Source organism: Serratia nevei, from assembly GCF_037948395.1.
GTDB classification, from domain to species: Bacteria; Pseudomonadota; Gammaproteobacteria; order Enterobacterales; family Enterobacteriaceae; genus Serratia; species Serratia nevei.
In genome coordinates, this window is sequence record NZ_CP149940.1 from 1,103,150 (window position 1) to 1,130,095 (window position 26,946).

The 26,946-nt window shown below is 62.5% G+C and carries 22 protein-coding genes; 14 read left to right on the forward strand and 8 right to left on the reverse strand.

The window, feature by feature from the left end; genetic code table 11:
- Positions 1 to 23 precede the first annotated feature (23 nt).
- The 4 genes from V8N38_RS05215 to V8N38_RS05230 all read left to right on the forward strand — a co-directional run bounded on the left by V8N38_RS05215 (position 24) and on the right by V8N38_RS05230 (position 4,939).
- On the forward strand, positions 24 to 1,289 hold the full coding sequence (locus V8N38_RS05215; protein WP_147839407.1) for a GntP family permease: 1,266 nt from the start codon (positions 24 to 26) through the stop codon (positions 1,287 to 1,289).
- Positions 1,290 to 1,298: 9 nt separating this feature from the next.
- Complete coding sequence (locus V8N38_RS05220; protein ID WP_147839408.1) at positions 1,299 to 2,462, forward strand: glycerate kinase; 1,164 nt, start codon at positions 1,299 to 1,301, stop codon at positions 2,460 to 2,462.
- 119 nt (positions 2,463 to 2,581) lie between these two features.
- Positions 2,582 to 3,544, forward strand: a complete 963-nt coding sequence (gene hemH, locus V8N38_RS05225) for a ferrochelatase (RefSeq protein WP_004940253.1) — start codon at positions 2,582 to 2,584, stop codon at positions 3,542 to 3,544.
- A 90-nt stretch (positions 3,545 to 3,634) separates the two neighbouring features.
- A complete protein-coding gene (locus V8N38_RS05230) occupies positions 3,635 to 4,939 on the forward strand; it encodes an inosine/guanosine kinase (protein ID WP_087763295.1) in 1,305 nt (434 codons plus the stop codon).
- 57 nt (positions 4,940 to 4,996) lie between these two features.
- Here V8N38_RS05230 and ybaL read toward each other — a convergent pair whose 3' ends face one another.
- Both ybaL and V8N38_RS05240 read right to left on the reverse strand, forming a co-directional pair.
- Positions 4,997 to 6,688 (reverse strand): YbaL family putative K(+) efflux transporter, encoded by a 1,692-nt coding sequence (gene ybaL / locus V8N38_RS05235; RefSeq protein WP_004940247.1) that lies wholly within the window; start codon positions 6,686 to 6,688, stop codon positions 4,997 to 4,999.
- 245 nt (positions 6,689 to 6,933) lie between these two features.
- Entirely contained in the window at positions 6,934 to 8,154 is a 1,221-nt protein-coding gene (locus V8N38_RS05240; RefSeq protein ID WP_049272288.1) for an MFS transporter, read from the reverse strand.
- 178 nt (positions 8,155 to 8,332) lie between these two features.
- Between V8N38_RS05240 and ushA the strand changes: the two genes are divergently transcribed.
- Together ushA and dacB are read left to right on the forward strand one after the other, a co-directional pair.
- The gene (gene ushA / locus V8N38_RS05245) at positions 8,333 to 9,985 is read left to right on the forward strand and encodes a bifunctional UDP-sugar hydrolase/5'-nucleotidase UshA (RefSeq protein ID WP_087763297.1); all 1,653 of its coding nucleotides are present in this window, start codon (positions 8,333 to 8,335) and stop codon (positions 9,983 to 9,985) included.
- Between the two features lie 149 nt (positions 9,986 to 10,134).
- Positions 10,135 to 11,601: a D-alanyl-D-alanine carboxypeptidase/D-alanyl-D-alanine-endopeptidase gene (gene dacB, locus V8N38_RS05250; RefSeq protein ID WP_087763298.1), complete on the forward strand. Its 1,467-nt coding sequence runs from the start codon at positions 10,135 to 10,137 to the stop codon at positions 11,599 to 11,601.
- Between the two features lie 10 nt (positions 11,602 to 11,611).
- Here the strand turns inward: dacB and ybaK are convergent, their stop codons facing one another.
- The 3 genes from ybaK to copA all read right to left on the reverse strand — a co-directional run bounded on the left by ybaK (position 11,612) and on the right by copA (position 15,971).
- Positions 11,612 to 12,091 carry a Cys-tRNA(Pro)/Cys-tRNA(Cys) deacylase YbaK gene (gene ybaK, locus V8N38_RS05255; protein WP_049272291.1) on the reverse strand — a complete coding sequence of 160 codons (480 nt, stop codon included), beginning with the start codon at positions 12,089 to 12,091 and terminating at the stop codon, positions 11,612 to 11,614.
- 228 nt (positions 12,092 to 12,319) lie between these two features.
- Complete coding sequence (locus V8N38_RS05260; protein WP_060440554.1) at positions 12,320 to 13,126, reverse strand: TraB/GumN family protein; 807 nt, start codon at positions 13,124 to 13,126, stop codon at positions 12,320 to 12,322.
- Positions 13,127 to 13,259: 133 nt separating this feature from the next.
- Positions 13,260 to 15,971: a copper-exporting P-type ATPase CopA gene (copA, locus tag V8N38_RS05265; protein ID WP_087763299.1), complete on the reverse strand. Its 2,712-nt coding sequence runs from the start codon at positions 15,969 to 15,971 to the stop codon at positions 13,260 to 13,262.
- Positions 15,972 to 16,079: 108 nt separating this feature from the next.
- Between copA and cueR the strand changes: the two genes are divergently transcribed.
- On the forward strand, positions 16,080 to 16,481 hold the full coding sequence (cueR, locus tag V8N38_RS05270; protein ID WP_100396200.1) for a Cu(I)-responsive transcriptional regulator: 402 nt from the start codon (positions 16,080 to 16,082) through the stop codon (positions 16,479 to 16,481).
- Here cueR and V8N38_RS05275 read toward each other — a convergent pair.
- The 3 genes from V8N38_RS05275 to allS form a co-directional block, all read right to left on the reverse strand.
- Positions 16,478 to 16,939: an NfeD family protein gene (locus tag V8N38_RS05275; protein WP_025301808.1), complete on the reverse strand. Its 462-nt coding sequence runs from the start codon at positions 16,937 to 16,939 to the stop codon at positions 16,478 to 16,480. The two genes, cueR and V8N38_RS05275, sit on opposite strands and share 4 nt — an antisense overlap.
- Positions 16,940 to 16,941: 2 nt before the next feature.
- Positions 16,942 to 17,847 carry an SPFH domain-containing protein gene (locus V8N38_RS05280; RefSeq protein WP_004940203.1) on the reverse strand — a complete coding sequence of 302 codons (906 nt, stop codon included), beginning with the start codon at positions 17,845 to 17,847 and terminating at the stop codon, positions 16,942 to 16,944.
- 72 nt (positions 17,848 to 17,919) lie between these two features.
- Positions 17,920 to 18,834, reverse strand: a complete 915-nt coding sequence (gene allS / locus V8N38_RS05285; RefSeq protein ID WP_100396199.1) for an HTH-type transcriptional activator AllS — start codon at positions 18,832 to 18,834, stop codon at positions 17,920 to 17,922.
- Between the two features lie 353 nt (positions 18,835 to 19,187).
- Here allS and V8N38_RS05290 point away from each other — a divergent pair, with 353 nt between their 5' ends.
- From V8N38_RS05290 to V8N38_RS05320, 7 genes are all read left to right on the forward strand, one after another.
- Positions 19,188 to 19,673: an ureidoglycolate lyase gene (locus V8N38_RS05290; protein WP_033647245.1), complete on the forward strand. Its 486-nt coding sequence runs from the start codon at positions 19,188 to 19,190 to the stop codon at positions 19,671 to 19,673.
- Positions 19,674 to 19,743: 70 nt separating this feature from the next.
- Positions 19,744 to 20,559: an HTH-type transcriptional repressor AllR gene (gene allR, locus V8N38_RS05295; RefSeq protein ID WP_038875050.1), complete on the forward strand. Its 816-nt coding sequence runs from the start codon at positions 19,744 to 19,746 to the stop codon at positions 20,557 to 20,559.
- 119 nt (positions 20,560 to 20,678) lie between these two features.
- Positions 20,679 to 22,460: a glyoxylate carboligase gene (gene gcl, locus V8N38_RS05300; RefSeq protein WP_100396198.1), complete on the forward strand. Its 1,782-nt coding sequence runs from the start codon at positions 20,679 to 20,681 to the stop codon at positions 22,458 to 22,460.
- Positions 22,461 to 22,471: 11 nt separating this feature from the next.
- Positions 22,472 to 23,251 carry a hydroxypyruvate isomerase gene (gene hyi, locus V8N38_RS05305; RefSeq protein ID WP_033647243.1) on the forward strand — a complete coding sequence of 260 codons (780 nt, stop codon included), beginning with the start codon at positions 22,472 to 22,474 and terminating at the stop codon, positions 23,249 to 23,251.
- 10 nt (positions 23,252 to 23,261) lie between these two features.
- Complete coding sequence (glxR, locus tag V8N38_RS05310; protein WP_033647242.1) at positions 23,262 to 24,143, forward strand: 2-hydroxy-3-oxopropionate reductase; 882 nt, start codon at positions 23,262 to 23,264, stop codon at positions 24,141 to 24,143.
- Positions 24,144 to 24,397: 254 nt separating this feature from the next.
- A complete protein-coding gene (locus V8N38_RS05315; protein ID WP_204275857.1) occupies positions 24,398 to 25,651 on the forward strand; it encodes an MFS transporter in 1,254 nt (417 codons plus the stop codon).
- Positions 25,652 to 25,780: 129 nt separating this feature from the next.
- Positions 25,781 to 26,923, forward strand: a complete 1,143-nt coding sequence (locus tag V8N38_RS05320) for a glycerate kinase (protein ID WP_087763301.1) — start codon at positions 25,781 to 25,783, stop codon at positions 26,921 to 26,923.
- Positions 26,924 to 26,946 lie beyond the last annotated feature (23 nt).

A 26,946-nucleotide genomic window follows, 5' to 3' on the forward strand; every position in this document is an offset into this window, starting at 1 on the left:
CATCAACCACGGAGAAAACAACAATGACAACCGTATCCACGCTGGGGGCACTGGTGGCGTTAGCCGTCGCCATCGTCCTGATTCTACGCAAGGTGCCACCGGCTTACGGCATGATCGCCGGCGCGCTGGCGGGCGGGCTGTGCGGCGGCGCCGACCTGGTGCAGACCGTAACGCTGATGATCGGCGGGGCGCAGGGCATCACCAACGCCGTGATGCGCATTCTGGCGGCGGGGGTGCTGGCCGGAGTGCTGATCGAATCCGGCGCGGCGCACACCATCGCCGAAACCATCGTGCGCAAGGTGGGTGAAACCCGCGCGCTGCTGGCGCTGGCGGTGGCTACACTGATCCTGACGGCGGTGGGGGTATTTATCGACGTGGCGGTGATCACCGTCGCACCGATCGCGCTGTCGATCGCCCAGAAGGCCGGCATTTCGCGCGCGGCGATCCTGCTGGCGATGATCGGCGGTGGCAAGGCCGGCAACGTGATGTCACCTAATCCGAACACCATTGCGGCGGCGGACAACTTCCACGTGCCGCTCACTTCGGTGATGATGGCCGGCATCGTGCCGGGGCTGTGCGGCCTGGTGGTGGCCTATCTGCTGGCGCGTCGCCTGAGCGATAAAGGCAGCAAAGTGATGGCCGAAGAGCTGACTCAGCATGCCGAAGGGGCTCGGCCGGGCTTCGCTGCGGCGATCAGCGCGCCGCTGGTGGCGATCCTGCTGCTGTCGCTGCGGCCGCTCGCCGGTATCGCCGTCGATCCGCTGATCGCGCTGCCGGCCGGCGGGTTGGCGGGCGCGCTGCTGATGGGGCGTATCCGCCAGTGCAATCATTTTATGGTCTCCGGCCTGTCGCGCATGGCGCCGGTGGCGATCATGCTGCTCGGCACCGGCACGCTGGCGGGCATTATCGCCAACTCGGCGCTGAAGGATGTCTTGATTAACGGCTTAACGCACACCGGGCTGCCGGCCTGGCTGCTGGCGCCGCTGTCCGGCGCGCTGATGTCGATGGCGACCGCATCGACCACCGCCGGCACCGCCGTGGCTTCCGGGGTGTTCAGCTCTACGCTGCTCGAGCTGGGCGTGAGCGGGCTGGCCGGTGCGGCGATGATCCATGCGGGCGCCACGGTGCTGGATCACCTGCCGCACGGCAGCTTCTTCCACGCTACCGGCGGCAGCGTCAATATGGCGGTGCACGAGCGGCTGAAGCTGTTGCCGTATGAAACGCTGGTGGGATTCACCATCGCGACGATCTCGGCGCTGATGTTTGGCGTATTTAACCTGGCGGGATAAGGAACAGTGATGAAAACGCTGAAAAAAGTGGTTATTGCCCCGGATTCTTTTAAAGAGAGCCTGAGCGCGCTCGGCGTTGCCGACGCCATCGAGCGGGGATTCCGCCAAATTTATCCGCAGGTGCACTACGTGAAGCTGCCGATGGCGGACGGCGGCGAAGGCACGGTGGAGTCGATGGTGGCGGCCACCGGCGGCGAAATCGTCCAGGTGACGGTCACTGGGCCGCTGGGGGAGCCGGTGCAGGGGTTCTATGGCCTGCTGGGCGATGGCGCAACCGCAGTGATTGAAATGGCCGCGGCTTCCGGGCTGCATCTGGCACCGCCTGGCCGGCGCGATCCGCGGATCACCACCAGTTACGGCACCGGCGAACTGATGCTGGCGGCGCTGGAGCGCGGCGTGAAGGCGATCATTCTCGGCATCGGCGGCAGCGCCACTAACGACGGCGGCGCCGGGATGATGCAGGCGCTGGGCGTTAAATTGTTGGATAAGGATCGCCGGCCGCTGCCGGTGGGCGGGGCGGCCCTGGCGCAGCTGGCGCACCTCGATCTCGCCGGGCTGGATGCGCGTTGGCAACGGGTGAGCGTAACCGCCGCCTGCGACGTCGATAACCCGCTGTGCGGCGAAAAGGGCGCCTCGGCGGTGTTTGGGCCGCAGAAGGGGGCGACGCCGGAGATGGTGGCGCAGCTCGATGCGGCACTGCATCACTATGGCGAACTGCTGGAACGAGAAACCGGCCGCGCCGTGCTCACCCAGCCGGGCGCGGGAGCGGCGGGCGGCATGGGGGCGGCGCTGCTCGGCATGCTCAGCGCGCGCTTGCGGCCGGGCATCGAGATCGTCACCGAAACCCTGCGTCTGGATGAGGCGGTGCGCGATGCCGATTTGGTGATCACCGGCGAAGGGCGGCTGGACAGCCAGTCGATCCACGGCAAAACGCCGATCGGCGTGGCGCGGGTGGCCAAGCGCCACGGGGTGCCGGTGATCGCCATCGCCGGCAGCCTGACGCCGGATTACCAGGTGGTGCATCAACACGGCATCGACGCGGCGTTTTCGGTGCTCGACCGCATCGTGACGCTGGAAGAAGCGCTGGCGGACGCCGATCGCAATCTGCAGGTGACGGCGCGCAACGTGGCGGCGGTGTGGCAACTGGCGCAAAGGGAAGGCCCACAGGCATAGCCTGTTGCTGTTATCGGTTTCGACGCAGGACTTTTCCGTTACAATAGCCGGCATTAATGGCTGCTGACATCCCGACCCAGAACGGAATGCCGGCCGGAAAGGAAATGAGGGGAACTGAGATGAAGCAAGAGAAACACGGCGTATTGCTGGTGAACCTGGGCACACCAGATGCGCCGACCTCGTCGGCGGTCAAACGCTATCTGAAGGAATTCCTCAGTGACGATCGCGTGGTCGATACGGCGCCGCTGATCTGGTGGCCGATCCTCAACGGCGCGATCTTGCCGATCCGTTCGCCGCGCGTGGCGAAGCTGTATCAGTCGGTGTGGATGGAAGAGGGCTCGCCGCTGCTGGTGTACAGCCGCCGCCAACAGCGGGCGCTGGCGGCGCGCATGCCGAATACGCCGGTGGAGCTGGGCATGAGCTACGGCTCGCCGAGCCTGGCGGAAGCCATCGACAAGCTGCTGGCGCAGGGCGTGACCAACCTGGTGGTGCTGCCGCTCTATCCGCAATATTCCTGTTCCACCAGCGCGGCGGTATGGGATGGCGTGGCGCGGGTGCTGAAAGGCTATCGCCGTTTGCCTTCTGTGGCCTTCATCCGCGATTACGCCGAACATCCGGCCTACATCGCCGCGCTGCAGCAAAGCGTGGAGCGCTCGTTCGCCGAGCACGGCCAGCCGGATCGGCTGGTGCTGTCGTTCCACGGTATTCCCAAACGTTATGCGCGCCTGGGCGACGACTACCCGCAGCGCTGCGAGGACACCCTGCGTGCGCTGAGCGCCACGCTGCCGCTGGCGCCGGAACGCGTGATGATGACGTACCAATCGCGCTTCGGCCGCGAGCCGTGGCTGACGCCGTACACCGATGAGACCCTGAAGGGGTTGCCGGCGCAGGGCGTGAAGCACATTCAGCTGATTTGCCCCGGTTTCTCGGCGGACTGCCTGGAAACGCTGGAAGAGATCAAAGAACAGAACCGCGAGATCTTCCTCAAGGCCGGCGGCGAGAAGTTTGAATATATCTCGGCGTTGAACGACGAGCCGGCGCATATCGATATGATGCAGCAGCTGGTGGCGCAGCGCCTGTAATCATCCATAATCTGTATATTAGATGCATCGTGATCGGGCGGGGATGTGTTAACATTCTCCGCTTGTTAAACCGTCACCACCGCCAATCACATGAAATTTCCTGGTAAACGCAAGTCCAAACACTATTTCCCGGTGAGCGCCCGCGATCCGCTTCTGCAGCAGGCCCAGCCCGAAAGTGAAATCAGCACCTCGTATATCGTCGGCATCGATCAGACGCTGGTGGATATCGAGGCGAAAGTGGACGACGCTTTTGTCCAGCGCTACGGCCTGAGCCTGGGCCACTCTCTGGTGATCGAAGACGACGTCGCCGAGGCGTTGTATCAGGAACTGAATGACAACAACCTGGTTACCCATCAGTTCGCCGGCGGCACCATCGGCAATACCATGCACAACTATTCAGTGCTGGCGGACGATCGCTCGGTGCTGCTCGGCGTGATGTGCAGCAACGTGAAAATCGGCAGCTATGCCTACCGTTACCTGTGCAATACCTCCAGCCGTACCGATCTTAACTATCTGCAGGGCGTTGATGGCGCCATCGGCCGCTGTTTCACGCTGATTGGCGAAAGCGGCGAGCGCACCTTCGCCATCAACCCGGGCCAGATGAACCAGCTGCGCCCGGAAAGCATTCCTGAAGAGGTGATCGCTGGCGCGTCGGCGCTGGTGCTGAGCTCTTATCTGGTGCGCTGCAAGGAAGGGGAGCCGATGAAGGTCGCCACCCTGCAGGCGATCGAATACGCCAAAAAACACGACGTGCCGGTGGTATTGACGCTGGGCACCAAGTACGTGATCGCCGACAACCCGCAGTGGTGGCGCGACTTCCTGAAGGAAAACGTGACGATTCTGGCGATGAACGAAGACGAAGCGCTGGAGCTGACCGGGCTGAGCGATCCGTTGACCGCCTCGGACATGGCGCTGGAGTGGGTGGATCTGGTGCTGTGCACCGCCGGGCCGAACGGCCTGTATATGGCGGGCTACACCGAAGAGGCCAACAAGCGCCAGACCCAGCACCCGCTGCTGCCGGGGCATATCGCCGAGTTCAACCGCTACGAATTCAGCCGCGCCATGCGCCGTGAACACTGTGAAAATCCGCTGCGCGTTTATTCGCACATCGCGCCGTATATGGGCGGGCCGGAGAGGATCATGAACACCAACGGCGCCGGCGACGGCGCGCTGTCGGCGTTGCTGCACGATATTGCCGCCAACGGCTATCACCGCCATAACGTGCCGAATTCCAGCAAGCACGTGCGCAGCTACCTGACTTATTCCTCCCTGGCGCAGGTGTGCAAATACGCCAACCGCGTCAGCTACCAGGTGTTGAACCAGCATTCGCCGCGCCTCACCCGTGGCCTGCCGGAGCGGGAAGACAGCCTGGAAGAGTCCTACTGGGAGCGTTAACCCGCTGAAAAAGAAAAGGTCCGGCAATGCCGGACCTTTTTTGTGCGCCGTGGCGCTTCAGATCGGACAGCCGCCCATTTTTTCTTCTTCGCTCAGGGTGTCCAGCTGCAGGATGTTCAGCATGCTGTTGGCGATCTCCCGTTCGCCCATCACTACCTGATTAGCGCCGCGATCGGTGATGTAGGCCACTTCGTCGTCGTAGTGGGCGCGGGCGATGATCTCGATGTTCGGCCGCTTGGCGCGCGCCGAGGCGACGATCTCGCCGGCCTCATAGCCGTTGGGGATGGTCAGCAGCAGCCAGCGCGCGCAGTCGAGCCGCGCCAGATCCATCACTTCCGGATTGGCGGCGTTGCCCAGCACCGTCTTGATGCCCTGTTCGCGCAGCGCTTCCACCCGTGGGCGGGAGTTCTCGATCACCACCAGCGGAATACCCGCCTCGGCCAGTTTGCCGCCCAGCAGGCTGCCGACACGGCCATAGCCGACCACCAGCGCGTGGTTGCACATGTCCACCGGGATCTGCTTCTCTTCTTCCACCGCCTCTTCGAGAATTTGCTCTTCGATGGTTTCGGTTTTGGCCAGATAGCGCTCCAGCAGGGTGAACAGCAGCGGGTTGAGCATGATGGACAAAATGGCGCCGGCCAGCACCAGATTGCGCCCGTGTTCCGACATCATGCCGAGCGCGATGCCGAGGCCCGCCAGAATAAAGGCGAACTCGCCGATCTGCGCCAGGCTGGCGGAAATGGTCAGCGCGGTGCGCTTGGAGTGACCGAACATTTTCACCAACAGGAACGCGGCGGCAGATTTGCCGAACACGATGATTGCCAGCGTCGCCAGCACCGCCAGCGGTTCGTTAATCACGATCATCGGATCGAACAGCATGCCGACCGAGACGAAGAACAGCACCGCGAACGCGTCGCGCAGCGGCAGGGTGTCGTGCGCCGCACGGTGGCTCAGTTCGGACTCGTTCAGCACCATGCCGGCGAAGAAGGCGCCCAGCGCGAAGGAGACGTCGAACAGCTTCACCGCGCCGTAGGCGATGCCGAGCGCCAGCGCCAATACCGCCAGGGTGAACAGCTCGCGCGAGCCGGTGCTGGCGGTTTTCGACAGGATCCACGGCACCAGGCGGCGGCCGACCACGATCATCAACGCAATGAAGGCGATGACCTTACCGATGGTCAGCGCCAGCTCCATCAGCAGCTGGCTGCTGCTGGCGTTGTCGTTGCCCAGCATATTGCCGAAGGCGGGCAGCAAGACCAGCGTCAGCACCATCGCCAAATCTTCGACGATCAGCCAGCCGATGGCGATTTGCCCGCGCTGGCTGTCGATCAGCTGCCGTTCCTCCAGGGCACGCAGCAGCACCACGGTGCTGGCGGTGGAGAGGCAGAGGCCGAACACCAGACCGGAGATCAGATCCCAGCCGAGCAGCTTGGACAGCCCCATACCGAGCAGGGTAGCGACGGCTATCTGCGCCACGGCGCCGGGAATGGCGATAGATTTTACTGCGAGGAGGTCTTTCAAAGAGAAGTGCAGGCCAACACCGAACATCAACAGGATAACGCCGATTTCCGCCAGTTCCGGCGCCAGTGAGGTATCGGCGACGAAACCGGGGGTGAACGGGCCGGCGAGCACCCCTGCGGCCAGATACCCCACCAGAGGGGAGATGCGCAGGCGGTTCGCCAGCATGCCGAGGAGGAAGGCGAGTACTAACCCTCCGACGATGGTGGTGATGAGCGGTGTTGAATTATGCATCCATACTCCTTCTGGCTATGCATCGCGGCACGGGAGAAACGCAACAAAGTTACGAAAAGATACATTTAGTTTATTGCATTTGTTCGCGGCTTGCTTGGCTAATTTGGCCTTTTTTGTAAAAAAGCAGAGGATTTCACTTAAGGCGCGGCAATGAGGAGATTTTGTGTCAGATAAGCCAAATAACATTGGTTTATCCGTGGGATAACCCGGATGAATAAATAATTTCATCCGGGCATTCAGCGGGGTTATTGCGCTTTATGCTCCATATTGGGCAGTAGCGCCGTGATAATGCCGATCAGCGGCAGGAAAGCACAGATTTGGTAGACCAGCTCGATACTGGTCAAATCGGCGACATAACCAAGAACTGCCGCACCTAACCCACCCATACCGAAAGCAAAACCGAAGAATAAGCCGGAAACCATGCCGACTTTACCGGGGATCAGCTCCTGCGCATAGACCAGGATGGCGGAGAACGCCGAGGCGAGAATAACCCCGATGATCACCGTCAAAATGCCGGTCCAATACAGGGATGCATAGGGTAAAACAAGGGTAAACGGTGCCGCACCGAGAATGGAGCCCCAAATAACATATTTGCGCCCTATCTTGTCACCGAGAGGCCCGCCGATAATGGTGCCGGCCGCCACTGCGAACAGGAAGGCGAACAGGTGAATCTGTGCATTCTGCACCGAAACGCCGAACTTATGTATCAGATAAAAGGTGTAATAGCTGCTGATGCTGGCAAGATAGAAGTATTTGGAGAAAATCAGCACCAGCAGGATGCCCAGCGAGTAGGCAACGGTACGTTTTGGCAGCGGTTTCAGCAGCGACGGGCTTTTCGGCTGCCCTTTAGTTGCCCGGTGCTGATGTTGATACCACTTGCTGACCTGCAGCAACACCACGATCGCCAGCAGCGCCGCCAGCGAGAACCAGGCGACGTTGCCCTTGCCGTAAGGCGCGATGATCAGCGCCGCCAGCAGCGGGCCGAGCGAGCTGCCGAAGTTGCCGCCGACCTGGAACAGCGACTGCGCCAGGCCGTGCCGACCGCCGGAGGCCATGCGCGCCACGCGCGAGGATTCCGGGTGGAAGACCGATGAGCCGGTGCCCACCAGCGCCGCCGCCAGCAGCACCAGCGGGAAGGTGCTCGCTACCGACAGCAGCAGCAGGCCGGACAGGGTAAAGCCCATGCCGATCGGCAGCGAGTAAGGCTGCGGGTGTTTATCGGTGTAATAGCCAATCAGCGGCTGCAGCAGCGAGGCCGTCAGCTGATAGGTCAGGGTAATCATGCCGATCTGTACGAAGCTGAGGTGAAAATCGGCTTGCAGGATCGGGTAAATCGCCAGGATCAGCGACTGGATCATATCGTTGAGCAGGTGAGACACGCTGATGGCGCCAAGGATGGAGAAGGCGGTTCCCTTCACCGCGCTGCCCTTGGCGGGCGGCATCGCGCTTTGGCTACTGTCGGTCATATTATTATTAGCCTGATAAGTTGTTGAGCACAGAGATGACATCTTAGGCAGGACGCTCAATTTTTACCATATCTGAAATAATCAGACTCACATCGCAAAAATTTGAAATCAGCTGTCATTAATTCGCGCTACAATTTCGCCCTCATCATAAAAGCCATTTAATACACGGAGATCCGCCATGCGCTTTTCGCTGAAAACCACCGCATGCGCGTTGGCCGTTTCCCTGACGTTGCTGTCGGGGGCTGCCAGTGCCTGGGAAAAGGATAAGACCTACGCCATCACCATTCTGCACACCAACGATCATCACGGTCACTTCTGGCAGAACGATCACGGCGAATACGGCCTGGGCGCGCAGAAAACGCTGGTGGACGGCATTCGTCAGGAAGTGGCGGCGCAGGGCGGCAGCCTGCTGCTGCTGTCGGGCGGCGATATCAACACCGGCGTGCCGGAATCGGACCTGCAGGACGCCGAGCCGGACTTCCGCGGCATGAACCTGGTGGGTTACGACGCGATGGCGATCGGCAACCACGAATTCGACAACCCGCTGAGCGTACTGCGCCAGCAGGAAAAATGGGCGACCTTCCCGCTGCTGTCCGCTAACATCTATCAGAAAAGCACCGGCCAGCGGCTGTTCAAGCCTTACGCCTTGTTCGACAAGCAGGGCATCAAGATCGCGGTGATCGGCCTGACGACCGACGACACAGCCAAGATTGGCAATCCGGAATACTTCACCGACATGGAGTTCCGCGTGCCGGCGCAGGAAGCGAAGCAGGTGGTGGAGCAATTGCGCAAGGACGAGAAGCCGGACGTGATCATCGCCGCTACCCACATGGGGCACTATGACAACGGCGAGCACGGCTCCAACGCGCCGGGCGACGTGGAGATGGCGCGCAGCCTGCCGGCCGGGTATCTTGACATGATCGTCGGCGGCCACTCGCAGGATCCGGTGTGCATGGCCGGCGACAACCGTAAGCAGGTGGATTATGTGCCGGGCACGCCGTGCTCGCCGGATCGCCAGAACGGCACCTGGATCGTGCAGGCGCATGAGTGGGGCAAATACGTGGGCCGCGCCGACTTCGAATTCCGCAACGGTGAGCTGAAGCTGGTGCATTATCAGCTGATCCCGGTGAACCTGAAGAAGAAGGTGGAGAAGGCGGACGGCACCAGCGAGCGCGTGTATTACACCCAGCAGATCGCGGAAGATCCGACCATGATGAAGCTGCTGACGCCGTTCCAGGAGAAGGGCAAAGAGCAGCTGAGCGTGAAGATCGGCAGCGTTAACGGCAAGCTGGAGGGCGATCGCAGCAAGGTGCGCTTCGTGCAAACCAACCTGGCGCGGGTGATGTTGGCCGCGCAGAGGGAGCGCGCCGATGCTGACTTCGCGGTGATGAGCGGCGGTGGGGTGCGTGATTCCATTGAAAGCGGCGATATCACCTACAAAAACGTGCTCAAGGTACAGCCGTTCGGCAACACCCTGGTGCATGTCGATATGAAAGGCCGTGAGGTTGAGCAGTACCTGGCGGTAGTGGCCAACATGAAGCCGGATTCCGGTGCCTACGCCCAGTTCGCCAACGTCAGCCTGGTGGCGGACGGCAAGGGCGTCAGCGAGGTGAAGATCAACGGCCAGCCGCTGCAGGCGGATAAAACCTACCGCATGGCGACGCTGAACTTCAACGCGCTGGGCGGCGACGGCTATCCGAAGCTGGACGGGCTGCCGAGCTACGTCAACACCGGCTTTATCGATGCCGAGGTGCTCAAGCAGTACATCGAGAAACACTCGCCGCTGGATGCGGCGGCTTATGAACCGAAGGGCGAAATCGTTTATCGCTAATCGCCACCGCAGCGGCCTGCTCCCCATGGGCGGGCCGCCTGTTTTCCCGCCGAAATCCTCCTTCAAACGCACGCAAAAGTCGCCGCCGCCGCCTTCCAATGATAGCCTGAGCAACAATTTGGTTTTGATAACGCAAGCAGGGAGATGACATGTTGAAAACCGCAGGCTGGCTGCTGCCCGCCATCCTGGCTCTGGCGGGGTGTTCGTCATCCGGCCAACGCCATGAGCAAACGCTCAGCCAGGCGCTGGCGGCCATCGGCCAAGACAAGGCGCTGGTTGGCGCGTCGAGCGGCGTGATGGTGCGTGATGCCGACAGCGGCACCGTGCTGTATCAGGCGCACGCGCAGCAGCGCCTGGCGCCGGCTTCCAACATGAAGATGTTCACTTCTCTGGCGGCGTTCGGCGTGCTGGGGGCGGATTACCGGTTTGAAACCCGGCTGCTGACCACCGGCGAGCAGCGCGGCGACATCTTGCAGGGGGATCTCTATCTGCAGGGCAGCGGCGATCCGACGTTGCACCCTGACGATCTCGACACCTTCGCCGCCACGCTGGCGCAGCGCGGCATTCGCCATATTCATGGGCGGCTGATCCTGGACGCCAGCGCGTTCGATCAAACGCCCTTCGGCGCCGGCTGGAGCTGGGACGACGAACCCTTCGCTTTCGGCGCGCCGATCTCGGCGCTGAACTACGCCTTTACCCCCGGTGGCGATATCAACGTGGTGCGGGTGGACGTGCAGCCGGGGGCCCGCGCCGGTGCGCCAGGGCGGGTGGGTTTCTATCCCGCCAATGACGCGGTGACGCTGGTCAACCGCACCACCACCGGCGGCGACACCGCACTGACGTTCGATCGCCAGCCGGGCAGCAACCGAATCGTGGTCAGCGGCACCATCGCCGCGCAGGCGGAGACCCGCTCGCGATTGATCACCGTCGATCAACCGGCCCGCGTGATCGGCGCCTTATTGCAACATACGCTGCGCGCGCACGGCATCACGCTGCGCGGTAACGCGGAAGAGGGCGTGACCCCTGCCGATGCCCGGTTGCTGGCCGAAAAAACCTCGCCGCCGCTCTCTCGCCTGGCCGTCACCTTCCTGAAGGTGTCCAACAACGGTTACGGCGAGGTACTGACCAAGGCGATGGGCCGCAAGACGCAGGGCAAGGGGGATTGGGCCGCCGGCCTGCAGGCGATCGGCCAGTTTGTGCAAAGCCAGGGCATCGCGGCCGGCGCGTACCGTCAGGTAGACGGTTCCGGGCTGTCACGCATGAACCAGATCACGGCGCAGCAGCTGACGACGCTGCTGCTGGCAGCCAGGAAACAGCCGTGGTTTGCCGCCTGGTATAATGCCTTGCCCATCGCGGGCCAGCCGGGGTTGCTGGTGGGCGGTACGCTGCAGAGCCGCATGGTGAAGACGGCGGCGGCGGGCCGCGCCCACGCCAAGAGCGGTTCCATGACCGGGGTCTCGTCGCTCAGCGGCTATGTCGACTCGGCGACCGGACGGCCGCTGGCGTTCGCCATCATCAGCAACAACTATCTGGTGCCCGGCGCGGAGGTGAAGGCGCTGGAGGACCGCCTGGTCGAGACGCTGGCGGCCTGTGACGCTACGGTGGTGTGCCGCTGAGCGCGCGGCGTCAGTCGCGCTTGGCGATGTCGGCGAAGCTGCCGGCCAGCAGGCGGCACAGATCGGCGGCGGCCAGCTCGATGTCCAGCCCGCGTTTGCCGCCGGAAACGTAGATGGTGGCGAACGCTTGCGCCGGGCTGTCGATCACCGTCGGCAGCCGTTTTTTCTGCCCCAGCGGGCTAATGCCGCCCACCAGATACCCGGTGACGCGCTGCGCCAGCTGCGGATCGGCCATCTCGGCCTTTTTGGCGCCGAGGGCGCGGGCGACCTTTTTCAGATCCAGCTGGGTGGCGACCGGCGTGACCGCCACCGCCAGGTGTTTGGCGTCGCCGTTCAGCGCCACCAGCAAGGTTTTGTAAACCCGATCGGCATCCAGCCCCAGCTTTCTCACCGCTTCGTCGCCGAAATTAGTTTCGTCGCTGTCGTGGTGATACGGATGAAGGGTAAAGGTGACCTTTTGTTTTTCGAGCAGAACGACTGCGGGCGTCATGATGTGTTGTCCAGAATGCCCCCTGCGGGGGAAGGGTGATAACCAGCTTTAAAAATACAAAAATCCGACCTGCCCGGCAACCTGAGCGGCTGTTACATAAAGCGGGTTGCCAAGATATTCACCGGGTTGCTACCCTGTTTACTGTAACCGTTAACACGGTTGCTATGCGTATAACTAGAATACAAGAAATTCCTCTTTGACTGGCCAATAGCGATATTGGCCTCTTTTTTAGCCCTGCGGCTGCAGCATCGCCGGCAGGTTATCCTCGCCGTACAGGTGCAATGCGCCAACCGCCACCACATAGTCCCCGGCCGGCAGCGCCTCCAACTGACGCCGCCAGTCGCGATTGCGCTGATGCATCAGCACGTCGTACAGCCCGGCGCTGAAGGTGGCGGGCAGGGTGTCCAGCGTGCCGCGCGGTTTGGCGTCCAGCCACCAGCTCACCATGGTTTGCAGCAGCCGCGCGTTGGTGTGCCAGTGCTCCAGCGTATCGCGCAGCAGCGCAATGCCACCTTCCGGCAGCTGTTCCAGCATCGCCAGCTGCTGCTGCGCCCCTTCCAGCTCGATCACCGGTTTGTCCTGCGCCCGGGCGGCCTGCAGCAGCTGATAGTCCACGCCGTACTCTGCCCGCAGCCCCAGACGCTGAGCCTGGCGCGCCTGCATCATCAGCGCGACCTGCCAGCCGGGCAGGGTGGCGAAGGCGTCTGGATCGGCGCCAAGCTCATGGCACAGCGCCAGCAGCCGTTGATATTCTTCGGCGGACAGGCGCTGTTCCAGCGCCGGCTGCAGCTCGGCGTGGTCGAAAGGCGAGGCGGAATCGGTGATATCGGCTTCGACGATCAGCGCGTCGGCCTGTTGCAGCCGGGCGGCCAGCCGGGGCGGCAACGGCGACATATCGACGGTGCCCATATGGATGCTGCCCACCAGATGCAGCCGACGATCGCCCGGCAGAGTGATGTCCAACGCCGGATAAGCGTAACGTTTGGGCGAGATCAGGCCGAGAAAGGCGGCGAGGCGGCGTAACAGTTGACCCATACGGCGTGGCTCCTGAATAACGGGTGCGCGTTTCAGCATGAAAGGCGAGGGAAAATCGTCATTCATGCTAAACGCTATCCGCCGCGCAGGAAAGCCCGGAAAACAGCGGGGCGCCATGACGGCGCCCCGGCGATCACTTCCTGGGTTTAAAACGCAGCAGCCGGTTGGCGTTGCTGACTACGGTAATCGACGACAGCGCCATCGCCGCGCCCGCCACTACCGGGCTGAGCAGCGTGCCGGTCAGCGGATAGAGCACGCCGGCGGCGATCGGGATACCCAGCGTATTGTAGATAAAGGCGCCGAACAGGTTCTGCTTCATGTTGCGCAGCGTGGCCTTCGACAGCGCTACCGCATCCGCCACGCCGTGCAGGCTGTGGCGCATCAGGGTGATGGCGGCGGTCTCGATGGCGATGTCGCTGCCGCCGCCCATCGCGATGCCCACGTCGGCCTGCGCCAGCGCCGGGGCGTCGTTGATGCCGTCGCCGACCATCGCCACGCGCTGGCCTTGCGCCTGCAACTGCTTGATCGCCGCCGCTTTGCCGTCCGGCAGCACCCCGGCAATCACCCGATCGATGCCGGCCTCTTTGGCGATGGCGTTGGCGGTCACCGGGTTGTCGCCGGTCAGCATCACCAGCTGATAGCCCTGCTGGTGCAGGCGCTGCAGCGCCGCGACGCTGTCCTCGCGCAGCGGATCGCGAATGGCGAACAGTGCGGCCGGTTTACCGTTAACGGCCAGCAGCACCGGCGTCACGCCGCGTTCGGCCTGGGCGCGCATCGGCGCTTCCAGTTCGGCGGTCGCAACCTGATGCTGCTCCAGCATCGCGGCGTTGCCCAGCAGCACCGGCATGCCGTCGATCTCCCCGCTGACGCCGGCGCCGCGCAGGGTGCGGAACTGCGCGACCTGCGGCAGCGTTTGCCCGGCGGCGCGTTCCATGATGGCGCGCGCCAGCGGGTGGTTGGAGCCTTGCTCCAGCGCGGCGGCCCAGCCGATCGCCTGCTGCTCGCTGACCTGATTGAAGGTCAGGACCTCCACCACCTGCGGTTTCCCTTCGGTCAGGGTGCCGGTTTTGTCGAACACCAGGGTGTCCAGCTGGCTGGCCTGCTGCAGGGCGTCGGCGTCGCGTACCAGCACGCCGAACTCCGCCGCGCGGCCGACGCCGGAGATGATCGACATCGGCGTCGCCAATCCCAAGGCGCACGGACAGGCGATGATCAGCACCGTGGTGGCGATCACCAGCGTGTAGACCAGCTGCGGCTGCGGGCCGAAGAAGTACCACATCGCCGCGCTGAACAGGGCGATCGCCACCACCGCCGGCACGAACACCGCCGAGACGCGGTCGGCCAGTTGGCCGATCGCCGGTTTACTGCTCTGCGCCTGGCGCACCAGTTTGATGATGCGCGCCAGCGTGGTTTGGCTGCCGATGGCGGCGGCGCGGAACAGCACGCTGCCGTCATCGACCACCGTCCCGGCATGCACCGTGTCACCGGCACCTTTCTGCTGCGGCACCGCTTCGCCGGTCAGCATCGCTTCATCGAGCCAGACTTCACCCTGCACGATTTCACCGTCGACCGGCACGCGATCGCCGGTGGTCAGCCGCAGCGTCATGCCGAGCTGCACCTCCGCCAGCGGAATATCGCGCTCGCCGTCGTCGGTTACCAACCGCGCGGTAGGCGGCGTCAGATCCAGCAACCGCTCCAGCGCCTGCGAAGAACGCTGACGGGCGCGCTGCTCCAGCGCATGGCCGAGGTTGATCAAACCGATGATCATCGCGCTGGCCTCGTAATAGAGGTGGCGCGCCTCCATCGGGAAGAAATCGGGCCAAATGTTGACGGCGATCGAGTAAAGCCAGGCAGCACCGGTGCCGAGCGCCACCAGGGTGTCCATGGTGGCGCTGCCGTTCATCAGCGCGCGCCAGGCGTTTCGGTAGAAGTGCCCACCGGCGAACACCATCACTGCCAGGGTGATGACGCCGACCAGCAGCCAGGGTCGCTGGGTCTCCGGCGTCAGCGTCATGCTGCCGCCGAACAGCCCCCAGGCCATCAGTGGGATACCCAACGCCAGACCCAGCGCCGCCTGCCAGCTAAAGCGCTTCATGTTGGCGCGTGCGGTCTGCTGCTGGCGCTCGCGGCGTTCGGTTTCATCCTGAATCATTTCGGCGCCGTAGCCGGCTTTTTCCACCGCCGCCACCAGCGCCTGCGCATCGGCGGCGCCGGTCACCAGCGCGCTGCGTTCCGCCAGGTTGACGCGCGCATGCTCTACGCCGGGAACGCTTTGCAGCGCCTGCTGCACTTTATTGACGCAGCTGGCGCAGGTCATGCCGCTGAGCAGCAGCTGTACGCTGTCGTCCGCGCCGTCGGTTGCCGGAAGGGGAGATTGCGCCGCTGGCTGAACGTCCGGCAACGAAGGTGTTGCGTCAGTCAACGGCTCAGTTTTTGGGGCGACGGCGCCCGCTACGCTGGCGTGATAGCCGGCATCTTCCACCGCGGCGATCAGCGCCTGCGGATCGGCATCGCCGTATACTTTCGCGCCGTCGATAGCGACATCGGCGGCGAACACGCCCGGCACCGCTTCCAGCGCCTTGCGGGTGGTGCCGACGCAGTGCATGCAGCTCAGGCCGCTCAGCTGCAGTTCGGTATCGGCGTGCGGCGCGACTTCGGCCTGATAGCCGGCGGCGATCACGCTGTCGATCAGCGCGCTGTCCGGCGCGTCGCCGGTCACTTTGGCGTAATGCACGTTAACGTCCGCCTGTTCGACATCGCTGCGGCTTTCCAGGGCTTTTTTCACCCGCTGCGCGCAGTTCATGCAGGACAGCCCCTGCAATGCCAGCATAGTGGTGTGTGACATGATTGAACTCCTTGCTTAAAGGGCGGTGTTTAAAGGTTGACCGCCTGACCTGTTTTCACTAAGAATGGAGCTTAAACCTTCCAGCAAGGGTAAGGTCAAGGAGGGAAAATGAATATTAGCGACGTCGCGAAAAAAACCGGGCTAACCAGCAAGACGATTCGTTTTTACGAAGAGAAAGCGCTGATTACCGCCCCGATCCGCAGCGATAACGGTTATCGCCACTATTCCGCCAGGCACGTTGAAGAGCTGACGCTGCTGCGCCAGGCGCGGCAGGTGGGCTTCAACCTGGACGAGTGCCGCGAGCTGGTGGCGTTGTTCAACGATCCGGCCCGCCACAGCGCCGACGTGAAGGCGCGCACGCTGCAGAAGGTGGCGGAGATCGAAAGGCACATCAGCGAACTGGGCGACATGCGCCAGCGCCTGCTGGCGCTGGCCGACCAATGCCCGGGCGACGAGGGGGCGGAGTGCCCCATCATCAACAACCTGGCGGGGTGTTGTCGTTCGAATTAACGGCTGATGGCGCGGATCACCAGCGTGACGCCTTCCACCGCCACCACTTCTACTTCGGTGCCGGCGGGCAGATCTTCTGCCGCCTGCGCGCGCCAGCTGCTGTCGCCGATATTGATGCGCCCCATACCGTTGTGCATCGGCTCCGTCAGCGTAGCGCGGGTGCCGATCAGCTGGCGGTTGCGCTGGTTGAGCACCGGCGAACCGCCGGATGCGGCCGCCGGGCGCCGGCGCAGCCAGTACCACCACAGGTAGGCGACGACGACGGTCAGGACGGCGAAGATCATGCCCTGCCACGCCCAGGAGAGCGGCGGCAGCAGCCAGATCAGAGCGCCGACCAACAGCGCCGCCACGCCGCTCCACAGCAGGTAGCCGCCGGCGCCGAGCATTTCCGCCGCCAGCAACACGCCCCCGAGGGAGAGCCAAAACCACAGCGGATTCGCCGCGATCAGTTCGAGCATGATTATTTGCCTTTGCTTTCTTTCAGCAGTTCGGTAATGCCGCCGATCGAGCCGAGCAGGCTGCTGGCGTCCAGCGGCATCATCACCACTTTGCTGTTGTTGGAGGAACCGATCTTCTGCAGCGCGTCGGTGTATTTCTGCGCCACGAAGTAGTTCACCGCCTGAATGTTACCGCTGGCGATGGCGTCGGACACCAGCTGGGTAGCGCGCGCCTCGGCCTCGGCGGCGCGTTCACGCGCTTCCGCCTGCAGGAACGCCGACTGGCGTTCGCCCTCGGCCTTCAGGATCTGCGATTGTTTCTCCCCCTCGGCGCGCAGAATGGCCGCCTGGCGCACCCCTTCCGCCTCGAGGATGTCGGCGCGCTTGGTACGTTCGGCCTTCATCTGGGCGTTCATCGAGGCGATCAGTTCCGCCGGTGGCCGCACGTCGCGGATCTCGATACGGGTGATTTTCACCCCCCACGGATTGGTCGCTTCATCGACGATGTGCAGCAGGCGGCTGTTGATGCTGTCGCGTTGCGACAGCATTTCGTCCAGCTCCATCGAGCCGAGCACGGTACGGAAGTTGGTCATGGTCAGGTTGACGATCGCCTGTTCGAGGTTGCTGACCTCGTAGGCGGCGCGCGCCGGATCGACCACCTGGATAAAGCACACCGCGTCGATGGCGACGTTGGCGTTATCGCGGGAAATCACCTCCTGCGAGGGAATGTCCAGCACCTGCTCCATCATGTTGATTTTGCGGCCAATGCGGTCCATGAACGGCACCACCAGGTTCAGGCCCGGCATCAGCGTTTTGGTGTAGCGGCCGAAGCGTTCTACCGTCCATTGGAACCCCTGCGGCACAATTTTGACGCCGGCGAACACCACAATCAGTGCGACGACGATCACGATGGGAATAAAAGTAAGCATGCAAACCTCCTGTCAGACATATGTAAACAGATATTACGTCAGCGCCGGAAAAATGCCTACCGTTACCGCGACTTAATCCAGGGCGCTGACCAAACCCGCGATCAGCGGATCCCGCGTCTGGAACAGGCCGATCAGGGTACGCACCGCCTCACCGCCGCGAGCATCGGACCAGGCCAGCGACAGGGGAGAGGGCTGGCGCGGATATTTGAGCTGCTTAGCCACCAGCTCGCCGCTATCAAGGTAAGTTTGGCACAGCTGGCGCGGAAGGAAACCGATCCCGAGACCGCGCAGATGGCACTCCAGCTTGGTGCGCAGGTCCGGCACTTTGATCTCCTGCTGGCCCGACAGCAGCCAGGCGGTGCGCTTGGCCAAATGGCGCGCGGTATCTTCGACGTTGATCGCCGCGTAAGGGCGCAGCTGCGTTTCGTTCAGCGGATCGGCGGCGTCGGCCAGCGGGTGCGTCGGCGCGATGGCGAACACCCAATCGATCTTGCCCAGGGGCAGCACCTTGATGCTGTTTTCCAGCGATTCATTGCCCGCCGCCCCGATCGCCAGATGGCAATCCTCATTCAGCAGCGCGTCCCACACGCCCATGTACACCTGGCGGGAAATATGAAATTGGGTGAACGGGTATTTGGCGTGCAGGTGGGTCAACAGCCCGGCCACGGCGGCGGCGTCATACAGCAGGTTGTTGACAACGATATTCACCTGGTGCTCTACGCCGTCGTTGATTTGCCGCAGTTCGCCCGGCATGGCGTCCAGCCAGGTGTGCCACTGGCGGCAGCGTTCCAGCAAATACTCTCCGGCCGGCGTCAGGTTGACGGTGCGGGTGGTGCGGATAAACAGCTGCGTGCCGATGCTCTCTTCCAGCGTTTTGATGCGGTAGCTGATGGTGGCGGTGGTTTTGTGCAGCAGCTCCGCCGCGCGGGAGAAACTTTGGCACTCGGCAACTTTGATAAACGAACGAATGGTTTCGTGATCCAGCATGAGGGGTCCTTGGCTGACACCGCCTTTTCGGTTATCGGTGAGAAGAATCTACTGATGTTGCGGCGCGATAGGCAGCGGCAAAGCCCAACCCCACGATCCCGGTCACAGAATCACCCGATAGCGATGAACGCGCGCCGCCCCATTTTGCCCGATGATGAATTGAGCGGTTTTTTAATTCATTGATTTAAAGCAATTAATATGGCTCTTCGATCGTAAAGTGTGCGGGTGATCTTGTTGTGGAAAAATTTTCCAAAAAAATGCTGTCAAATTCACCACGCGCTGTCTAGAGTGAAGGCGTTGGGTGAAATATCGCCGTTCAATCGCCGTCTGGGTCATGCGCTTGGGAGAATCACATGGATTTAGTCATCGAAGAATTAACGCCGGCGGCCTTTGCGCCTTACGGCGATGTATTGCAGATAGAGGGCTCGCGTTTCTTTCATATCAATGACGGAAAAACCGAGCGTTATCACGATCTCGCCAAGATAGAGGTGTCCGACGGCAACCGGGTGCTGGCCAGCATCAACCGGGCGGAACCCTGCGATCTGCCGATGACCTTTTCCCTGTTGGAAAAGCATCCGCTCTCGTCGCAGGCCTTTGTGCCGATGAACGGCGAACGCTTCGTGGTGATCGTCGCCGAACCGGGCGAAACCATCCCCATCGGCACGCTGCGCGCCTTTATCACCAACGGCAAGCAGGGAATTAACTATCACCGCAATGTCTGGCACCATCCGCTGTTTGCCTATGCGAAGGTTACCGACTTTTTCACCATCGATCGCGCAGGTGCCGACAACTGCGTGGTCAGCCGCTTGCCGGAGCCGTATCGCATAGTTTTGGCATAGCGCTGGCCGCACGCCGCGCAGGGCGTTTATCATAGCGTCACCCATGCCGTTACTGACAAAGGAAGCTTGAATGACCGAATTACGCAGGAAAGGACGACCCGCCACCGAAGCCGGCGCCACCAAAGGGGCGCAGGCGTTGGATCGCGGGCTGGAGATCCTCCAGTACCTGGCCAACGCCGGGGGGAGTTCGTCGGTTTCCGTGCTGTCCGAAAAGCTGGAGCTGCCGCTGTCCACCACCTTCAGATTGTTGAAAGTGCTGGAGAAATCGGAATTCGTCTTTCAGGATCCACAGCTGGGCTGGTGGCATATCGGCATTCAGTCGTTCACCGTCGGTTCCGCTTACATGAACGATCGCGACGTGGTATCGGTGGCCGGGCCGTTCATGCGCCGGCTGATGTTGCTGTCCGGCGAGACCGCCAACCTGGCGATCCGCAACAATTTCGACGCGGTGCTGATTCGCCAATGCGAGTGCCAGGCGATGGTGCGCATGTGCGCGCCGCTGGGCAGCCGCTTGCCGCTGCACGCCTCGGGCGCCGGCAAAGCGCTGCTGTACCCGCTGGCGGAAGAGGAGATGCTGGATCTGATCGTGCGTTCGGGGCTGCAATCCTACACGCCCAAGACGCTGACCAGCGTGAACCTGCTGCGCAAGGATCTGCATCAGTCGCTGGCGCAGGGCTACACCATCGACGATGAAGAGCACGCGCTTGGCCTGAACTGCCTGGCTTCGGCGATTTTCGATCGCAACAACAACGTGATCGCCGCCATTTCCATCTCCGGGCCGAGTTCGCGGGTCGGCAAGGAGCGGTTCAAGGAGCTGGGCGAACTGGTGGGTGAAGTGGCCAGAGACATCAGCGCCGCGCTGGGCGAATCGCGCAGCAAGGCGTAAACGTCGCGCGCCGGGCTGAACCGGCGCGGAGCAAGACTCCCCGTTTGATGAGCAAACGGGTTTTTTTGACCGCAATTTTAAGTTGGAAAAATTTTCCAATAAATTAAGGAGAGCATCACATGGCAATTATGCGAGCGGTAGACGCGGCAATGCACGTGCTGGAAAAAGAAGGGATCACCACCGCGTTCGGCGTGCCCGGCGCGGCGATCAACCCGTTCTACGATGCGATGCGGCGGCACGGCGGCATCAAACACTACCTGGCGCGGCACGTGGAAGGGGCCTCGCACATGGCGGAAGGTTACACCCGCGCCGCCGCCGGCAACATCGGCTTGTGCATCGGCACCTCCGGCCCGGCGGGCACCGACATGATCACCGGCCTTTACTCCGCCTCCGCCGATTCGATCCCGATCCTGTGCATCACCGGCCAGGCGCCGCGTGCGCGTTTGCACAAAGAAGATTTTCAGGCGGTAGACATCGAATCGATCGCCAAGCCGGTGACCAAGATGGCGGTCACCGTGCAGGAACCGGCGCTGGTGCCGCGCGTGCTGCAGCAGGCGTTCCACCTGATGCGCTCCGGCCGGCCGGGCCCGGTGCTGATCGACCTGCCTTTCGACGTGCAGATGGCGGAGATCGAGTTCGATCCGGACACCTACTCTTCACTGCCCGCCTATAAGCCGGCGGCCACCCAGGCGCAGATCGACAAAGCGCTGGATCTGCTGTGCGCGGCGAAAAAACCGCTGATCATCGCCGGCGGCGGCATTCACAACGCCGACGCGGCGGATTTGCTGCAGCAGTTGGCGGAGATCTGCAACGTGCCGGTGATCCCGACCTTGATGGGCTGGGGCGCCATTCCGGACGATCACCCGCTGATGGCGGGCATGGCGGGCCTGCAAACCTCGCACCGCTACGGCAACGCCAACCTGCTGGATTCGGATCTGGTGTTCGGCATCGGCAACCGCTGGGCCAACCGCCACACCGGCTCGGTGGACAAGTACACCGCCGGGCGCAAGGTGGTGCACATCGATATTGAGCCGACGCAGATTGGCCGGGTGATCTGCCCGGATCTGGGCATCGTCTCCGACGCGCGCATCGCGCTGCAAATGCTGGTGGATACGGCAAAGCGCCGCTTCGAGCGCGGCGAGTTGCCGAATCGCGACGCTTGGTGCGCCGCCTGTCTGCAGCGCAAGCAAACGCTGCTGCGCAAAACCCACTTCGACAACGTGCCGGTCAAGCCGCAGCGGGTGTATGAAGAGATGAACCGCGCCTTTGGCCGCGATGCCTGCTACGTCACCACCATCGGTCTGTCGCAGATCGCCGCCGCGCAAATGCTGCACGTTTTCGAACCGCGTCACTGGATCAACGCCGGCCAGGCCGGCCCGCTGGGCTGGACGCTGCCTGCGGCGCTGGGCGTATGCGCCGCCGATCCGCAGCGCAAGGTGGTCGCGCTGTCGGGCGACTATGATTTCCAATTTATGATTGAAGAGCTGGCGGTCGGCGCACAGTTCAAACTGCCCTATATCCACGTGCTGGTGAACAACGCCTATCTGGGGCTGATCCGCCAGGCGCAGCGTGGGTTCGACATGGATTACTGCGTGCAGCTGTCGTTTGAAAACATTAACAATGCGGAGATTGGCGAGTACGGCGTCGATCACGTCAAGGTGGCGGAAGGGCTGGGCTGCAAGGCGCTGCGGGTGTTCAAACCGGAAGAGATTGCGCCGGCGTTTCGTCAGGCCCAGGAGCTGATGCAGCAGCACCGGGTGCCGGTGGTGGTGGAAATCATCCTGGAGCGCGTCACCAATATTTCCATGGGCACCGAGCTGGATAACGTCAACGAGTTCGAACCGGTGGCGGCAACGCCGGAAGACGCGCCGACCTCGGTCAACTTCTTTGATTACCGTTGAGGAACCTTACCATGCCGAAATTTTCAGCCAACCTGTCCATGCTGTTCACCGAAGTCGATTTCATGCAGCGCTTCCGCCGGGCGAAGGAGCAGGGCTTCAGCGCGGTGGAATACATGTTTCCCTATGACTACCCGATCGCCGCGCTGCGCAGCGAACTGGAGGCGCATCGCCTGAGCCAGGTGCTGTTCAACCTGCCGGCCGGCGACTGGGCAGCGGGCGAACGGGGCATCGCCTGCTTGCCGGGGCGCGAAGCGGAGTTCCGCGACGGCGTTGGGCGCGCGATCGAGTATGCGCAGGCGCTGGGCTGCGATCGCATCAACTGTCTGATCGGCAATCCGGATCCCGCCGTCGGCCGCCACGCCACCGACGAACGGGTGAAAGAGAATCTGAGCTACGCCGCCGACGCTCTGGCGCGGCAGAATATCCGTCTGCTGATCGAACCGATCAACCGTTACGACATGCCGCAGTTCTACCTGCAAACCTCCCGGCAGGCGATCGAACTGATCGAGGCGATCGGCAGCCCCAACCTGTATCTGCAGTACGACCTTTACCACATGCAGCGCATGGAGGGAGAGCTGACGCAGACCCTTGAGCGCCTGCTGGCGAAGATCGACCACATTCAGGTCGCCGACAATCCGGGGCGGCACGAGCCGGGCACCGGTGAAATCAACTGCGAGTTTATCTTCGCGCAGCTGGATCGCATGGGTTATCGCGGCTGGATCGGCTGTGAATACAAACCGCTCACCACCACGGAAAGCGGCCTGTCATGGATTAAAAAATACCTGTCTTGAGGAGATGAAAATGAAAGTGGGATTTATCGGTCTGGGCATCATGGGCGCGCCGATGGCGGAAAAACTGCTGGCGGGTGGGCACACGCTTTACGCCCACACCCGGCATGAGGTGCCGGCGGCACTGTTGCAGCAAGGGGCCATCGCCTGCCGCGATCCGCAGCAGGTGGCGGATGAGGCGGACGTGATCTTTATCATGGTGCCGGATACGCCGCAGGTGGAAGAGGTGCTGTTCGGTGAACGCGGCTGCGCCGCCGGCAAGCTGAACGGCAAAGTGGTGGTGGACATGAGCTCCATTTCACCGCTGGAGACCAAGCGATTCGCGCAGCGTATCAACCAGCTGGGCGCCCAGTATCTGGACGCGCCGGTTTCCGGCGGCGAAGTGGGTGCCAAACAGGGCACGCTGACCATCATGGTGGGCGGCGAGGAAGCGACCTTCGAACGGGTGCAGCCACTGCTGGCGCTGATGGGCAAGAACATCACGCTGATCGGCGGCAACGGCGACGGGCAAACCTGCAAGGTCGCCAACCAGATCATCGTGGCGTTGACCATCGAAGCGGTCTCCGAGGCGCTGGTCTTCGCCTCGCGCGCCGGCGCCGATCCGGCCCGGGTGCGCGAAGCCCTGATGGGCGGTTTCGCCTCGTCGCGCATTCTGGAGGTGCACGGTGAGCGGATGATCAAGCGGGCGTTCGCGCCGGGGTTCCGCATCTCGCTGCACCAGAAGGATCTCAACCTGGCGCTGCAGGGCGCGAAGGCGCTGGCGCTCAGCCTGCCGAATACCGCCACCTGCCAGGAGCTGTTCAACGTCTGCGCCGCCAATGGCGACGGCGAGCTGGATCACTCCGCGCTGGTGCGGGCGCTGGAAATCATGGGCAACCACCGGGTGGCCGGCTAAGAGCACCCCCGGCATTTGATTTGCCGGCTTATCGTTAGAATCAGAGATGTTCGACATTAATAACGCCCTCTTTATGATAAATAAAGAGGGTCCCCGCCAATCCAATAAAAAATGATTCAGCACAATAAAAAGTAAAAAGCAGGATGCCAACCGAGGAGACACTGAATATGGCAACCGATAATGCTGTTATTAATAAAGATATTCTTACCGCCCCTGACAAAAACCGTTTATATCGAAAAATCGCCTGGCGCATTATGCCCATTTTATTAGTGAGCTATATCGTCGGTTATCTCGATCGGGTTGGGATCTCGTTTTCGAAATTTCAAATGATGCCCGATATTCTGAACGGCAATGTCTCGATGGCCGAAGCCGTTTACGGGCTGGGCGCCGGGGTGTTTTTCATCGGCTATATCATCGCCGGGGTACCCAGTAACATTCTGCTGAGCCGCTACGGCGCCAGAAAGATCATCGCGCTGCTGATGGTGGTGTGGGGGGCGATTTCGATGCTGAGCATCTTTATCACCAATCCCTGGCAATTCTACCTGGCGCGTTTCCTGCTGGGGCTGGCGGAGGCCGGCTTCTACCCCGGCGTGATCCTCTATCTGACGCTGTGGTTCCCGTCCAGCCAGCGCGCCAAGATGACCGCGCTGTTCGTGTGTGGCATCCCGGTCAGCAACATCATCGGCGGCCCGCTGTGCGGGTGGATCATCGAGCACATGAACGGCCTGATGAACCTCTCCGGCTGGCAGTGGCTGTTCTTTATCAGCGGCCCGCGCGCGCTGCTGATCGCCGTCGTCATCTTCTGTTTCCTGGATAATACCTATCAGAGCGCCAAGTGGCTCAGCCCGCAGGAGAAGGCGCTGATCAAAGAGGATATGGCGCAGAGCGCGCCGCGCCAGGGCGGTGCCGGCGGGCAGGAATGGACGATGAAAAGCATGCTGAGATCGTCCGCGTTCACCAAAATGTGGCTGATTTGCTTCTGCACCGTGATGGGCCAGGGCGGGCTGGCGTTTTGGGTTCCGACCATCATTCGCGACACCGGCGTGACCTCGGTGATGGATATCGGGTTGCTGACCATGCTGCCGTACATGCTGGCGGTGGTGGCGATGCTGGTGGCCGCGCGCAGTTCGGACAAGCATCGCGAGCGGCGCTGGCACATCATCGTGCCGTTCTGCATCGCCGCGGTGTCGCTGATCTTTATCGGCCTGTTCCCGGACAACAAGCACGTGGTGATGGCGGCGCTGTGCGTGGCGGTGGCGTCGAGCCTGGTGCCGTCGCCGCTGTTCTGGAGCCTGCCGAACGCCATTTTTACCGGCACCTGCGCCGCGGCGGGCATTGCGCTCATCAATTCCATCGCCAATATCGGCGGTTTTATTTCGCCTTATATCATCGGTTATTTCAAACAGCTGACCCACAGCAATTTGGCGGCGATGTGCGTCTTATCGACAATGATGATACTGGGGGCGATATTAACCTACAGCGTGCCGGCGAAATGGGTCAATAAATAACACTTCCCATTATCTTCATTAAATAGTCGGCAACAGTTTTATTTTATTTCGCCGTGCATTTCTCATCTGATTATTTCAGCGGGGGAAGGCATGGCCATTTTTTATTTCGTCTCGAATAAAGGAGGCATCATGAAAATTGTTATTGCACCGGATTCATTTAAAGAAAGCGTCAGCGCGGAGCGGGCGGCGCGGGCGATCGCGCGCGGCTTTCACGAGGTTTATCCCGATGCCGAGTGCGTGTGCCTGCCGATCGCCGACGGCGGCGAAGGCACGGTGGACGCGCTGGTGGCCGCCACTGGCGGGCGCAAAGTGAGCGTGACCGCCACGGGGCCGCTGGGGGAAGGGGTGGCGGCGTTTTACGGCGTCAGCGGCGACGGCAAGACGGCGGTGATCGAAATGGCGGCGGCCAGCGGGTTAATGCTGACGCCGGCCGAGCGCCGTAACCCGCTGCTGGCGACCAGCTACGGCACCGGCGAACTGATCCTGCATGCGCTGGATCAGGGCATTCGCCACCTGATCCTCGGCATCGGCGGCAGCGCCACGGTGGATGGCGGCGTCGGCATGGTGCAGGCGCTGGGCGGGCGCTTCTACCGCCCGGACGGCAAGGCGCTGCCGTGGGGCGGCGGCGAGCTGGCGACGCTGAGCGGAATCGATCTCAGTACGCTGGATGCGCGCCTGCGGCAGTGCCGGATTGAGGTCGCCTGCGACGTAGACAATCCGCTGGTGGGGCCGCGTGGCGCGGCGGTGGTGTTCGGGCCGCAGAAGGGCGCGACGGCAGCGATGGTGGCGCAGTTGGAACAGGGCCTGACGCAGTATGCCGAGGTGATCCGCCAGAGTACCGGCCGCGACGTGCGGCACGTCGCCGGCGGCGGGGCGGCGGGCGGCATGGGGATCGCCTGCCAGGTGTTTCTCGGCGCAACGCTGAAGCCGGGCATCGAGATCGTGATGGCGGCGCTGGGCCTGGAGCAGGCGCTGGCGGAGGCCGATCTGCTGGTCACCGGCGAAGGGCGCATCGACAGCCAAACGCTGGGCGGCAAGGCGCTGTCCGGCGTCGCTCGTCTGGCGCGCGCGCGCGGCCTGCCGGTCATCGCGCTGGCCGGCGTGGTGGAGGACGGGGCGGAGGCGCTGCACGCGCAGGGGATCGACGCGATGTTCAGTATTCTGCCGCGCCTGAGTACGCTGGCGGTCGCGCTGTCGCAAGGGGAACTCAACCTGCAGCGCAGCGCCGCCAACGTCGCCCGCGCGATGCGCATCGGCCGGCGATTGGGATAAATAAAAAAGAAGGCCACGCTGCG

Excerpts from the sequence above, each read along its gene's own strand:
- V8N38_RS05215 (WP_147839407.1), top strand. The coding sequence starts at position 24 with ATGACAACCGTATCCACGCTGGGGGCACTGGTGGCGTTAGCCGTCGCC.
- V8N38_RS05220 (WP_147839408.1), top strand. The coding sequence starts at position 1,299 with ATGAAAACGCTGAAAAAAGTGGTTATTGCCCCGGATTCTTTTAAAGAG.
- hemH (WP_004940253.1), top strand. The coding sequence starts at position 2,582 with ATGAAGCAAGAGAAACACGGCGTATTGCTGGTGAACCTGGGCACACCA.
- V8N38_RS05230 (WP_087763295.1), top strand. The coding sequence starts at position 3,635 with ATGAAATTTCCTGGTAAACGCAAGTCCAAACACTATTTCCCGGTGAGC.
- ybaL (WP_004940247.1), bottom strand. The coding sequence starts at position 6,688 with ATGCATAATTCAACACCGCTCATCACCACCATCGTCGGAGGGTTAGTA.
- V8N38_RS05240 (WP_049272288.1), bottom strand. The coding sequence starts at position 8,154 with ATGACCGACAGTAGCCAAAGCGCGATGCCGCCCGCCAAGGGCAGCGCG.
- ushA (WP_087763297.1), top strand. The coding sequence starts at position 8,333 with ATGCGCTTTTCGCTGAAAACCACCGCATGCGCGTTGGCCGTTTCCCTG.
- dacB (WP_087763298.1), top strand. The coding sequence starts at position 10,135 with ATGTTGAAAACCGCAGGCTGGCTGCTGCCCGCCATCCTGGCTCTGGCG.
- ybaK (WP_049272291.1), bottom strand. The coding sequence starts at position 12,091 with ATGACGCCCGCAGTCGTTCTGCTCGAAAAACAAAAGGTCACCTTTACC.
- V8N38_RS05260 (WP_060440554.1), bottom strand. The coding sequence starts at position 13,126 with ATGGGTCAACTGTTACGCCGCCTCGCCGCCTTTCTCGGCCTGATCTCG.
- copA (WP_087763299.1), bottom strand. The coding sequence starts at position 15,971 with ATGTCACACACCACTATGCTGGCATTGCAGGGGCTGTCCTGCATGAAC.
- cueR (WP_100396200.1), top strand. The coding sequence starts at position 16,080 with ATGAATATTAGCGACGTCGCGAAAAAAACCGGGCTAACCAGCAAGACG.
- V8N38_RS05275 (WP_025301808.1), bottom strand. The coding sequence starts at position 16,939 with ATGCTCGAACTGATCGCGGCGAATCCGCTGTGGTTTTGGCTCTCCCTC.
- V8N38_RS05280 (WP_004940203.1), bottom strand. The coding sequence starts at position 17,847 with ATGCTTACTTTTATTCCCATCGTGATCGTCGTCGCACTGATTGTGGTG.
- allS (WP_100396199.1), bottom strand. The coding sequence starts at position 18,834 with ATGCTGGATCACGAAACCATTCGTTCGTTTATCAAAGTTGCCGAGTGC.
- V8N38_RS05290 (WP_033647245.1), top strand. The coding sequence starts at position 19,188 with ATGGATTTAGTCATCGAAGAATTAACGCCGGCGGCCTTTGCGCCTTAC.
- allR (WP_038875050.1), top strand. The coding sequence starts at position 19,744 with ATGACCGAATTACGCAGGAAAGGACGACCCGCCACCGAAGCCGGCGCC.
- gcl (WP_100396198.1), top strand. The coding sequence starts at position 20,679 with ATGGCAATTATGCGAGCGGTAGACGCGGCAATGCACGTGCTGGAAAAA.
- hyi (WP_033647243.1), top strand. The coding sequence starts at position 22,472 with ATGCCGAAATTTTCAGCCAACCTGTCCATGCTGTTCACCGAAGTCGAT.
- glxR (WP_033647242.1), top strand. The coding sequence starts at position 23,262 with ATGAAAGTGGGATTTATCGGTCTGGGCATCATGGGCGCGCCGATGGCG.
- V8N38_RS05315 (WP_204275857.1), top strand. The coding sequence starts at position 24,398 with ATGCCCATTTTATTAGTGAGCTATATCGTCGGTTATCTCGATCGGGTT.
- V8N38_RS05320 (WP_087763301.1), top strand. The coding sequence starts at position 25,781 with ATGAAAATTGTTATTGCACCGGATTCATTTAAAGAAAGCGTCAGCGCG.